An 11858-nucleotide genomic window follows, 5' to 3' on the forward strand; every position below is an offset into this window, starting at 1 on the left:
CTGATAGCCGTGATCCATGCTGCTCACCCCGCGCTCCCAGGCCCCACGACCGCACGGCCCGCGTCCCGGCACCGCGGCTCGGTTCCGCCGCCCTCCCGGCCGCCTGAAGGCGACCGCACTGCTCGCCTCCGCCGTCTCCGTCTGCCTCCTGGCCGCGAGCTCGCCCCCGACTCCCCTGGGCATCGGCGACCGCCTCTACCCGGACCTCGGCAACCCCGGGTACGACGTGCAGTCGTACGACCTCTCGTTCACCTATCCCGGCACCAACAGCAAACCCCTCCAGGCCGTCACCACGATCAACGCCTCGACGACCGCGGACCTGGACCGGCTGAACCTCGACTTCACACACGGCAGGGTCGAATCGGTCCAGGTCAACGGTGAGCCGGCCACGTTCACCAGCGCGGGTGCGGACCTCGTCGTCACGCCCGCAAGGCCGCTGCCCCGGGGCGCCTGGACGCGGATCACCGTGCGGCACACCAGCGACCCCGTGGCCGCCAAGGACCAGGACGGCGGCTGGGTGCGCACCGAGGACGGGCTCGCCATGGCCAACCAGGCCGATGCCGCGCACCTGGTGTTCCCCTGCAACGACCACCCCTCCGACAAGGCGCTGTTCACCATCCGGATCACCGCCCCCAACGACTACACAGCCGTGGCCAACGGCCTGCCGACCGGTGTGGAGCGCGGCCCCAAGTCGACCACCTGGACGTATCGCACCCGGCACCCCATGGCCACCGAGCTCACCCAGGTGTCCATCGGCCGCTCCACCGTGCTGCACCGCACCGGCCCGCACCACCTGCCCATGCGCGACGTCGTGCCCACCAAGGACGTCAAAGAACTCGAACCGTGGCTCGCCAAGACCCCCGACCAGATCGCCTGGATGGAGAGCAAGGTCGGCCACTACCCCTTCGAGACCTACGGCCTGCTCATGGCACAGGCGTCCACCGGCTTCGAACTCGAGACGCAGACGCTCTCTCTCTTCGAGAGCGAGCTCTTCACCGGCCACACCTACCCCAAGTGGTACGTCGAGTCGATCATGGTGCACGAGCTGTCCCACCAGTGGTTCGGCGACAGCGTCAGCCCGCAGACCTGGTCCGACCTGTGGCTCAACGAAGGGCACGCCACGTGGTACGAGGCGTTGTACGCGGAGGAGGTGGGACACAAGCCCATGGAGACGCGCATGAAGGCCGCATACGCCGCCTCCGACGGCTGGCGCGCCGCCGGTGGACCGCCGGCCGCGCCCAAGGCGCCCGACCCCGGCCAGAAGATCAGCATCTTCCGGCCGAACGTCTACGACGGCGCCGCGCTCGCGCTCTATGCCCTGCGCCAGGAGATCGGCCGCCCCGCCTTCGAGCGCCTGGAGAGGTCCTGGGCGAGCCTCCACCGTGACGGTACGGCCACCACAGCCGACTTCGAACGGCTTGCCTCCCGGATCTCCGGGCGCGACCTGAGCGGCTTCTTCGAAGGCTGGCTGTACGGCAAGAAGACCCCGCCGATGCCCGGTCACCCGGACTGGAAGCCGGCGGCACCCGGCGCGCAGGCTGTGAAATCCGCGAAATAAGGCGATGACCGGACGGGCCGTGCCGTGCGACCATCTTCGGGTCGGCGCGGCACGGGTCGCGGGAATCTCCCGGGGCACTCGTACGTTGTCCACAGTGACCGCTCTCGCGATCGCCGTACCGGAATCCCCATCGACGTTAAGGATCCAATGACCTCCTCTTCATCCCCTTCCCAGGACACTGAGCGCCTCGCGCACACCTACCCCGAGCGGCTTCGGGCCGATGCCCTGATGGAAGAGGACGTCGCCTGGAGCCACGAGATCGACGGAGAGCGGGACGGCGACCAGTTCGAGCGTACCGAGCGCGCGGCTCTGCGCCGTGTGGCCGGCCTCTCCACCGAGCTCGAGGACGTCACCGAGGTCGAGTACCGCCAGCTCCGTCTGGAGCGTGTCGTGCTCGTCGGCGTGTGGACCACGGGGACCGTGCAGGACTCGGAGAACTCCCTCGCGGAGCTCGCCGCCCTCGCGGAGACCGCGGGCGCGCTCGTGCTCGACGGCGTGATCCAGCGCCGCGACAAGCCCGACGCGGCCACCTACATCGGCTCCGGCAAGGCCTATGAGCTGCGGGACATCGTTCTCGAAACGGGCGCGGACACCGTCATCTGCGACGGTGAGCTCAGCCCGGGCCAGCTCATCCACCTCGAAGACGTCGTCAAGGTCAAGGTCATCGACCGTACGGCCCTGATCCTCGACATCTTCGCCCAGCACGCCAAGTCCCGAGAGGGCAAGGCGCAGGTCGCGCTCGCGCAGATGCAGTACATGCTGCCGAGGCTGCGCGGCTGGGGTCAGTCGCTGTCCCGGCAGATGGGCGGCGGCAAGGGCGGCGGCCTCGCCACCCGTGGTCCCGGTGAGACCAAGATCGAGACGGACCGGCGACGGATCCGCGAGAAGATGGCGAAGATGCGCCGGGAGATCGCGGAGATGAAGACCGGCCGCGAGATCAAGCGCCAGGAGCGCAAGCGCAACAAGGTGCCGTCCGTCGCCATCGCGGGCTACACCAACGCCGGCAAGTCCTCCCTGCTCAACCGTCTGACCGGAGCCGGCGTCCTGGTCGAGAACGCCCTGTTCGCGACCCTGGACCCGACCGTCCGCCGGGCGGAGACCCCGAGCGGCCGCCTCTACACGCTGGCCGACACGGTCGGCTTTGTCCGGCACCTGCCGCACCACCTCGTCGAGGCGTTCCGCTCCACCATGGAGGAGGTCGGCGAGTCCGACCTGATCCTGCACGTGGTCGACGGCTCGCACCCGGCGCCGGAGGAGCAGCTGGCCGCGGTGCGCGAGGTGATCAGGGACGTCGGCGCCACCGACGTACCCGAGATCGTCGTGATCAACAAGGCGGACACGGCGGACCCGCTGACCCTTCAGCGGCTCATGCGGATCGAGAAGCGCTCCATCGCCGTCTCGGCGCGCACCGGCAAGGGCATCCAGGAGCTGCTCGCGCTCATCGACAACGAGCTGCCCAGGCCGTCCGTCGAGATCGAGGTGCTGGTGCCGTACACCCACGGCAAGCTGGTCGCTCGCGCGCACGACGAGGGCGAGGTGATCTCCGAGGAGCACACCCCGGAGGGCACGCTGCTCAAGGTGCGGGTGCACGAGGAGCTGGCGGCGGACCTCGCGCCGTACGTCCCGGCGCCGGCGGTCTGAGCCGCAAGCCGAGTCACCGCAGAATCGAGATCGCCAAAGGCCCGCCCCCTCACCGAGGAGGCGGGCCTTTCAGCACGAACAGGTCTACTGACCGGCGAACTTCTTGCTCACCGAGTCGTACACACCCTTGGCCACAGCACCCAGCCGCGGTCCGGCCAGCCAGCCCGAAGTCACCGGGCCGATCGAGGTGTTGGACACCAGCGCCGGCTTGCCGTCCGAGCCCGTCGCGACCCAGCCGCCGCCCGACGAACCGCCCGTCATGGTGCAGCCGATGCGGTACATCGTCGGGTCCGAGGCGTTGATCGACAGCCGTCCCGGCCTGTCGGTGCACTGGAACATCTTCTGGCCGTCGAACGGCGGGGCTGCCGGGTAACCGGTCGCGGTGATGCTGGAAACCTTCGGCACCGCCGGAGCGTTGAAGTCGACAGGCAGCGCCGAACCGACCGTCTCCTCAAGCGACTTGCCGTTGCCGCCCTTCTCCGGCGTCACATGGATGACGGCGTAGTCGTACGAGGCACCGTCACCGCCCGTCTCGCCGCCCTTCTCGATCCACTGCTGAGAGGTCTGCGCCCAGTCGCCCCACCAGACGCCGTACGGAGCGGCCTCCTCCCTGGTGGCGTTCTGCAGCTGGGCTGCCGACCTGCCCGCGTTGTTGTACGACGGCACGAACGCGATGTTGCGGTACCAGCCGCCCTTCTTGCCGGCATGCACGCAGTGGCCCGCCGTCCACACGAGGTTCGACTTGCCGGGATGGGCCGGGTCCTCCACGACCGTCGCCGAGCAGACCATCGTGCCCTCGGGGGAGTCGAAGAACACCTTCCCGGACGCCGCCGCGTTGGCGTGATACGTAGGTGCCACGGCCTTCGCGTCCACGGGCGCCGGCGTGGGGTCGGTCACGCCCTGGTCACCGGAGAGGTCGTTCTCGTTGACGCCCTTGTCCGGGTCGTTGGCCTTCCGCATCCGGTCCGGGTTCCACAGGCCCTTGATGATCGGGTTGATGAACTCGTCGGCCTCGCGCAGCCACTGGTCCTTGTTCCAGTTCTTCCAGGCGCCGTGCTTCCACTTGTCGATGTCGAACCCGTGCTCTTTGAGCTTGTTCTTGATGTCGTCCGGGATCTTGATCTTGCCGTCGCCGCTGCTGCCCGTGTCGCTCGCGGAGGCAGAGGCCTGACCGTCGGCCCTGTCGCTGCCCGAGTTGCAGGCGGTGGCGGTGAGCGCCAGTGCCGATGCGAGGGCAACGGCGGCCAGAACGGGGGAGGTTCTGCGGCGGGCACCCCTCTCCCGGCGAACGGTGACGGACGGCCTTATGGATCGCATGCGCTGACTCCCCCTGGGATGAACTGAACGAATCGGGTGCTGCGGCCGTGAACCCACGCTCGAAGCTGGTGATCCCACGTGCCTTCACGGCTTCTTGGAACGGCATCACACACTATGCGCTCGCTGTGGGGGACTTCCGATGGAACAGCAACGGTTCCGTCACGGAAAGGATCTTGAGGCAACCCGTAACCCGGTGAGCGGTGGGGGGTTGGTACGGGTGGGGGTTCTGCTGTCCGTGTGCGGTTCCCCGGTGGGAGGACAGGGAGTCGTGGCCGAGTCTGCAGGCAGCGGGAGTGCGTCCGAGGGGACTCTTGGGCGGTGTGCTGCCGGTGAGGTTTCCCCGACCGGCCGGGCCGCGCACGAGGGAATCCTGCGCCGGCAGTCGGCGCGCGAGTCGGCGGCGCGCACCTATGCGCGTGCCCTGCCGATCGTGCCCGTCCGAGCCCGGGGGCTGACCATCGAGGGTGCCGACGGCCGCCGCTACCTCGACTGCCTCTCCGGAGCCGGGACGCTCGCCCTCGGCCACAACCACCCCGTGGTGCTGGAGGCCATCCGCAAAGTTCTGGACTCGGGTGCCCCGCTGCACGTCCTCGACCTGGCAACCCCCGTCAAGGACGCCTTCGTCACCGAGTTGTTCCACACTCTGCCGCGCGGCCTCGCCGACCACGCGCGCGTGCAGTTCTGCGGGCCGGCGGGCACCGACGCGGTGGAGGCCGCGCTCAAGCTCGTCCGCACCGCTACCGGCCGCACCGGACTTCTGGCCTTCACCGGCGCCTACCACGGCATGACCACCGGAGGCCTTGAAGCATCCGGGGACGCCTCGGACGTACGAGTCGCCCGCCTTCCCTATCCCCAGGACTACCGCTGCCCCTTCGGCGTCGGCGGACCCCGCGGCGCCGAACTCGCAGCCCGCTGGACCGAATCCGTCATCGACGACCCCAAGTCGGGGGTTCCCCGTCCCGCGGGAATGATCCTGGAACCCGTCCAGGGCGAGGGCGGGGTGATCCCCGCGCCGGACGAGTGGATGCGGCGCATGCGAAGCATCACATCGGCCCGCTCCATCCCGCTGATCGCCGACGAGGTCCAGACGGGGGTCGGACGGACCGGTGCCTTCTGGGCGGTGGAGCACAGCGGCATCACCCCCGACGTGATGGTCCTCTCGAAGGCCATCGGCGGCAGCCTCCCCCTTGCCGTGGTGGTCTACCGCGACGACCTCGACATCTGGGAGCCCGGCGCTCACGCGGGCACCTTCCGCGGCAACCAACTCGCCATGGCCGCAGGCACGGCCACCCTGGCCTACGTCCGCGAAAACCACCTCGCCGAGCGAGCGGCCACCCTCGGCTCCCGCATGATCGCCCAACTCCGCGCTCTGGCACGGGAGTTTCCCTGCATCGGGGAGGTGCGGGGGCGGGGGTTGATGATCGGGCTGGAGCTCGTGGACGCGGAGGGGGATTGCGGAGGGCGCGGGGGCGCGACGTTCGATGGCGAGGGTTCCGAAATCGGCGCCGGGGGTTCGGCGGGGCTCGATCGGGGCCTCGGCGGACTGGACTCGGCCTCTGACGGCCCGAGTTGGGCGTCCAGAGGACTGGACGGAGGTTCTGCTGCGCCAGGTTGCGTGGACTGCGAGCCCCTCAACCTTGGGACGACCCCGGCGGCGGTGCCGGATTCCCGCGTCGGCAGCCCGCGCCCGGCCGATCCCGAACTCGCGGCCGCCGTCCAGCGGGAGTGCCTGCGACGTGGCCTCATCATCGAAGTGGGGGGCCGCCACGCAAGCGTTGTGCGGCTCCTGCCGCCACTGACGATCAGCGACGAACAGGCGGCCGCCGTGCTGGACCGACTGGCCGATGCCGTGGAAGCCGCGGGCCGCGACCGCTCCGGCCGACCACCTGGAATACGACGGCCCCACGGACCCGACCCCCAACGCCGACGACAGGGCGACCGGGCCGAGCGGGCGGGCCACCACGGCAGCTGATGCGCCCCCGCTCGTAAGTGCCGTCGGCACCACCGTCCATGCTGCGCACGCCTCGCCCCTGAACGCCGCAGAACCACCCACGAGGACCGCCTTGAACCCCACCCCTGCATCCGACGCCCGCACCCACGCCCCCGAGCGAGGCCCCTCCGAAGCACCGCCCTCCCAGCAGATTCCAACTGCACGGGCGAACCCACCGGCGCCCCGTCAGCAGGGACGAGCGGCTGCGCGGGAACCGGAACTGGGGCGGGGCGCGGAGCGGGAGTCGGAACAGAGGCCGGCTTCGGCTTCGGCCGGGGGCGGAAGCCCGGGGGACGGTCGCTCCATGGAGCGGGTTCCGGAGCAGCGCAAAGCCTCCGTCACCGAGAGCCCGCGTCCGACCGCCGCCGATCTCCTCGAGCACCCCGATCCGCACACCGCAGCCGAGGCCGCGGCGGTCGAGAACCTGCTGCGCTGCTGGGTGCGCGAAGCCGGCCTCCCCGCCCCCGCGGACGGCACTCTCCGTATCCCCCTGCCCGCCAGCGGCACGGCCCTCCTCGCCCCCGTCCGTTACTGGTCCCCGACGGGATGGCACCGATTCGGTCTCCCCTTCCTCGCCAACGCCCCCGCACATTCCCGACCGGCCGACGCGGTCACCGTCGCCGCACTGCTGGCCAGGGAAACGCCTGACCCCGGCAACGACACGGCTGCCCTGCCAGCGACCGCCGGACCCAGGAACAGCGGCGCCTGCCGTCCCGCGACCGCCCGGACATCGTCCCCCGCCCCCACCGCCTCCACATCCGGCCCGGACCTCATCGCCCGCGTCGCCGACTCCCTCCGCCGTACCGTCACGTTCATCCGCGAGCGCCGGGAGCGCCCCTGCGACGGACCGGACCTCTTCCTGGCTTCCGAGCAGGCACTCGTACTCGGGCACCCGCTGCATCCCACTCCCAAGAGCCGCGAAGGTCTCTCCGAGGCCGAGGCACGGTCGTACTCACCTGAGTTGCGCGGCTCCTTCCCGCTGCGCTGGTTGGCTGTCGCCCCTTCCGTCCTTGCCTGGGACTCCGCCTGGACCGAGCGCGGCCGTCCCGTGTCCGCACCCCAGCTCATGGCACGGCTCGCCGAAGCCGAGCTGACGCTGCCGGAGGGCTACGTAGCCCTCCCCGTGCACCCTTGGCAGCTCCGCGAGGTGCGGCAACGAGCCGAGACTGCGGTCCTGTTCGACGCCGGACTCCTCCGTGACCTCGGTGCGCATGGCTCACCTTGGCACCCCACCTCCTCCGTACGGACCGTCCACCGGTCCGGCTCCCCTGCCATGCTCAAACTGTCGCTGGGTCTGCGGATCACCAACTCCCGTCGCGAGAACCTCCGCAAGGAACTGCACCGAGGTGTCGAGGTCCACCGCCTGCTGCGCAGCGGCCTGTCCAGGCAGTGGCAGGCTGCGCACCCCGGGTTCGACATCGTTCGCGACCCCGCCTGGCTCGCGGTCGACGCGCCGGACGGCAGCCCCGTGGCCGGACTCGACGTGATGATCCGCCACAACCCGTTCAGCCCGTCCGACGACGTCTCCTGCATCGCCGGCCTCGTCTCGCCCCGGCCGCAGGCCGCGACAGGCAGCAACCCGGCGGGCGCGGCGCGCCGCCCGGAGGAGGGTCCGCCGCCCTCGCAGTCCCGGCTGGCCACGGTCGTCACGCGCCTTGCGGGCCGAACCGGTCGTCCCCGTGCGGCCGTTGCCGTCGAGTGGTTCCTGCGCTACCTCCAGCAGGTCGTCCGTCCCGTGCTGTGGCTGGACGCGGAGGCGGGGATCGCCCTGGAGGCGCATCAACAGAACACGCTGCTCCTGCTGGACGCCGTCGGCTGGCCCGTCGGCGGCCGCTACCGCGACAACCAGGGCTACTACTTCCGGGAGTCCCGACGCGGCCAGCTCGACGCCCGGCTGCCCGGTATCGGCGAGCGCAGCGACACCTTCGTCTCCGACGAGGTCACCGACGAGCGCTTCGCCTACTACCTCGCGATCAACAACGTGCTCGGCCTCATCGGTGCCTTCGGCTCCCAGCGCCTCGCCGACGAACAGCTGCTGCTCGCCGCCTTCCGCCACTTCCTGAGCGATGTCGCCTCCGGCCCTGCCCGGTTGGGCACGTCACTTCCTGCCCACCTCTTGGACTCACCAGTCCTGCGCTGCAAGGCCAACCTGCTGACCCGCCTGCACGGCCTCGACGAACTGGTCGGCCCGGTCGACACCCAGTCCGTCTACGTCACCATCGCCAACCCCCTCCATTTCTGAGAACCACCACAGACCACCGTCAACCCCCTTCGCTTCTGAGGAACATGCCCCATCCCGTCTTCTGAGAGGAGCGGCGCCGTGCCTCCCACCGACGCCAGCACACACGCAGCCACCGTCCCCGGCACTGACAACGGCGCCGACTCGAGCCCCCCTGCGGCCGAGAGCAGCACCGGTGCGGGCACGGACAACGAGGACACACTCGATCTGCGGCTGCCCGACGAACTGCTTGCACTCTTTGCAGCGGAAACCGACTCCGAGGAGCCACGAAACCGGTGCGGAGATCCAGCACCGCCCGCCTCCGTCACCAGAGCCGACGACGACCTCCTCGACCGTGTGGCCGACTGGGGGCCGGTCGTCACACCAGCGGGTGTGTTCCACCTTGTCCCCGTGCACGTCGAGCGGGACCTACCGCTGATCAGCCGTTGGATGAACGACCCTGCCGTCGCGGAGTTCTGGGAGCTGGCCGGCCCTCCGACCGTGACCGAGAGCCACCTGCGGGCCCAGCTCTCCGGCGACGGACGCAGTGTTCCGTGCCTCGGCGTGCTGGAGGGCACACCGATGAGCTACTGGGAGATCTACCGGGCGGACCTCGACCCGGTGGCCCGCCACTATCCCGCTCGGCCTCACGACACCGGACTGCACCTCCTCATCGGTGGCGTCGCCGACCGAGGCCGCAAACTCGGCAGCACCCTGCTCAGAGCCGCAGCCGACCTCGCCCTGGACAAGCGGCCCGCCTGCGCACGCGTCATTGCGGAACCCGACCTTCGCAACACCCCCTCCGTCGCTGCTTTTCTGAGCGCCGGCTTCCGGTTCGCCGCCGAGGTCGACCTGCCCGCCAAGCGGGCCGCCCTCATGATCCGAGACCGGTCCCTGCGCGACCTGCTGTGACTCCGTGTCGCAGCAGCATCACTTCTGGTACACCACTCGGGCCGCTCCGGTTCCCCTCCGCCCCGCATCGGGTTTTCCACAGCGCAGATCCCGAGGGCACCCGAGCCGATCTTCGCGAGCGTTCCACTCCTACCCTCACCCGAGGAGCAGCCGGTCTTGATCCCGCCCTCCGTCCCCGTCTTGATCACCCGTTTGTCAGTGCCGGGTCGTAGGGTGGTCGCGCTATGACGAAGCCCTCACTCCCCGAACTCCTGCATGCTGCCGTCAGTGCCGTCGGCGGTACGGAGCGCCCCGGCCAGGTGACCATGGCCGAAGCCGTCGCGGAGGCGATCGACGACGGTTCCCATCTGCTGGTCCAGGCCGGTACCGGCACCGGAAAGTCGCTGGGCTACCTCGTGCCCGCGCTCGCGCACGGGGAGCGTGTCGTCGTGGCGACGGCCACCCTCGCCCTGCAGCGCCAGCTCGTCGAGCGGGATCTGCCGCGCACCGTCGATGCGCTCCACCCCCTGCTGCGCCGCCGCCCGGAGTTCGCCATGCTGAAGGGCAGGTCGAACTACCTCTGCCTGCACCGGCTTCACGAGGGTGTCCCGCAGGACGAGGAGGAGGGGCTGTTCGACCAGTTCGAGGCGGCCGCGCCCACGAGCAAGCTGGGCCAGGACCTGCTGCGGCTGCGTGAGTGGTCGGACGAGACCGAGACCGGCGATCGCGACAACCTCACCCCCGGTGTCTCCGACCGGGCCTGGGCTCAGGTGTCGGTCTCCTCCCGGGAGTGCCTGGGCGCCACGAAGTGCGCGTACGGCGCCGAGTGCTTCGCCGAGATGGCCCGCGAGCGTGCCAAGCTCGCCGAGGTGGTCGTCACCAACCACGCCCTGCTCGCGATCGACGCCATCGAGGGCGCCCCGGTCCTCCCGCAGCACGAGGTGCTGATCGTCGACGAGGCGCACGAGCTGGTCTCCCGGGTCACCGGAGTGGCCACCGGTGAACTCACGCCGGGTCAGGTCAACCGTGCGGTCCGGCGCGCCGCGAAGCTGGTCAACGAGAAGGCCGCCGACCAGCTCCAGACCGCCGCCGAGGGCTTCGAGCGGCTGATGGAGCTGGCCCTGCCGGGCCGTCTGGAGGAGGTCCCGGAGGACCTCGGGTACGCGCTCATGGCACTGCGCGACGCCTGCCGTACGGTGATCTCCGGGATCGGAGCGACCCGGGACAAGTCCGTCCAGGACGAGGACGCGGTCCGCAAGCAGGCGCTGGCCTCCGTCGAGACGGTGCACGACGTGGCGGAGCGGATCACCAACGGCTCCGAGTGGGACGTCGTCTGGTACGAGCGCCACGACCGCTTCGGAGCCTCCCTCCGCGTTGCCCCCATGTCCGTGTCGGGGCTCCTGAGGGAGAAGCTCTTCGCGGACCGCTCAGTCGTCCTGACCTCCGCGACGCTGAAGCTGGGCGGTGACTTCAACGGCGTCGGTGCCTCCCTCGGGCTCGCACCGGAAGGCACCGAGGGCGAGGACCTCCCGCAGTGGAAGGGCGTCGACGTCGGCTCGCCCTTCGACTACCCCAGGCAGGGCATCCTCTACGTCGCCAAGCATCTGTCGCGCCCGGCGCGGGACGGCGACCGCGCGGACATGCTGGACGAGCTGACGGAGTTGATCCAGGCGGCCGGAGGCCGCACCCTCGGCCTCTTCTCCTCCATGCGCGCCGCGCAGCTCGCCGCCGAGGAACTGCGCTCCCGGGTCCCGGAGTTCCCGATTCTCCTCCAAGGTGAGGAGACGCTCGGCGAGCTGATCAAGAACTTCGCCGCCGACCCGAAGACCTGCCTGTTCGGCACGCTGTCACTCTGGCAGGGCGTCGACGTGCCCGGCCCCAGCTGCCAGCTGGTCGTCATGGACAAGATCCCCTTCCCGCGTCCGGACGACCCGCTGATGAGCGCCCGCCAGAAGGCCGTGGAGGATGCCGGGGGCAACGGCTTCATGGCAGTCGCCGCCACGCACGCCGCGCTGCTCATGGCCCAGGGCGCCGGCCGCCTCGTACGGGCCTCAGGAGACCGCGGCGTGGTCGCCGTACTCGACCAACGACTGGCCACGGCGCGCTACGGAAGCTATCTGAAGGCCTCACTGCCGGACTTCTGGTACACGACGGACCGTAACCAGGTCCGGAAGTCGCTGGCGTCGATCGACGCGGCGGCGAAGAAGTCAGAGGCCGAATGAGCGAGGGCCGGTCTGTCGCAC

General features: G+C 70.2%; 7 protein-coding genes. 6 read left to right on the forward strand and 1 reads right to left on the reverse strand.

Annotation, left to right across the window (positions count from 1 at the left end; genetic code table 11):
- Positions 1 to 16: 16 nt before the first annotated feature.
- The gene (locus tag AB0N07_RS26915; protein ID WP_365839287.1) at positions 17 to 1558 is read left to right on the forward strand and encodes a M1 family metallopeptidase; all 1542 of its coding nucleotides are present in this window, start codon (positions 17 to 19) and stop codon (positions 1556 to 1558) included.
- 147 nt (positions 1559 to 1705) lie between these two features.
- Positions 1706 to 3199: a GTPase HflX gene (gene hflX / locus AB0N07_RS26920; RefSeq protein WP_365839289.1), complete on the forward strand. Its 1494-nt coding sequence runs from the start codon at positions 1706 to 1708 to the stop codon at positions 3197 to 3199.
- A gap of 84 nt (positions 3200 to 3283) precedes the next feature.
- Here the strand turns inward: hflX and AB0N07_RS26925 are convergent, their stop codons facing one another.
- The gene (locus AB0N07_RS26925) at positions 3284 to 4516 is read right to left on the reverse strand and encodes a hypothetical protein (RefSeq protein WP_365839291.1); all 1233 of its coding nucleotides are present in this window, start codon (positions 4514 to 4516) and stop codon (positions 3284 to 3286) included.
- A 367-nt stretch (positions 4517 to 4883) separates the two neighbouring features.
- On the opposite strand from AB0N07_RS26925, the gene AB0N07_RS26930 reads away from it, so the two are divergent.
- From AB0N07_RS26930 to AB0N07_RS26945, 4 genes are all read left to right on the forward strand, one after another.
- The gene (locus tag AB0N07_RS26930) at positions 4884 to 6488 is read left to right on the forward strand and encodes a diaminobutyrate--2-oxoglutarate transaminase family protein (protein WP_365839304.1); all 1605 of its coding nucleotides are present in this window, start codon (positions 4884 to 4886) and stop codon (positions 6486 to 6488) included.
- Positions 6489 to 6810: 322 nt separating this feature from the next.
- Positions 6811 to 8748 carry an IucA/IucC family protein gene (locus AB0N07_RS26935; protein WP_365839292.1) on the forward strand — a complete coding sequence of 646 codons (1938 nt, stop codon included), beginning with the start codon at positions 6811 to 6813 and terminating at the stop codon, positions 8746 to 8748.
- Positions 8749 to 8826: 78 nt separating this feature from the next.
- Positions 8827 to 9636, forward strand: coding sequence for a GNAT family N-acetyltransferase (locus tag AB0N07_RS26940; protein WP_365839294.1), 810 nt, complete (start codon positions 8827 to 8829; stop codon positions 9634 to 9636).
- Positions 9637 to 9860: 224 nt separating this feature from the next.
- Complete coding sequence (locus tag AB0N07_RS26945; RefSeq protein ID WP_365839296.1) at positions 9861 to 11837, forward strand: ATP-dependent DNA helicase; 1977 nt, start codon at positions 9861 to 9863, stop codon at positions 11835 to 11837.
- Positions 11838 to 11858 lie beyond the last annotated feature (21 nt).

It is taken from the genome of Streptomyces sp. NPDC051172 (assembly GCF_040682555.1).
Taxonomy (GTDB): domain Bacteria; phylum Actinomycetota; class Actinomycetes; order Streptomycetales; family Streptomycetaceae; genus Streptomyces.

What these genes read in the sequence shown, in the direction of transcription:
- AB0N07_RS26915 (WP_365839287.1), top strand. Translation starts at nt 17, where the DNA reads ATGCTGCTCACCCCGCGCTCCCAGGCCCCACGACCGCACGGCCCGCGT.
- hflX (WP_365839289.1), top strand. Translation starts at nt 1,706, where the DNA reads ATGACCTCCTCTTCATCCCCTTCCCAGGACACTGAGCGCCTCGCGCAC.
- AB0N07_RS26925 (WP_365839291.1), bottom strand. Translation starts at nt 4,516, where the DNA reads ATGCGATCCATAAGGCCGTCCGTCACCGTTCGCCGGGAGAGGGGTGCC.
- AB0N07_RS26935 (WP_365839292.1), top strand. Translation starts at nt 6,811, where the DNA reads ATGGAGCGGGTTCCGGAGCAGCGCAAAGCCTCCGTCACCGAGAGCCCG.
- AB0N07_RS26945 (WP_365839296.1), top strand. Translation starts at nt 9,861, where the DNA reads ATGACGAAGCCCTCACTCCCCGAACTCCTGCATGCTGCCGTCAGTGCC.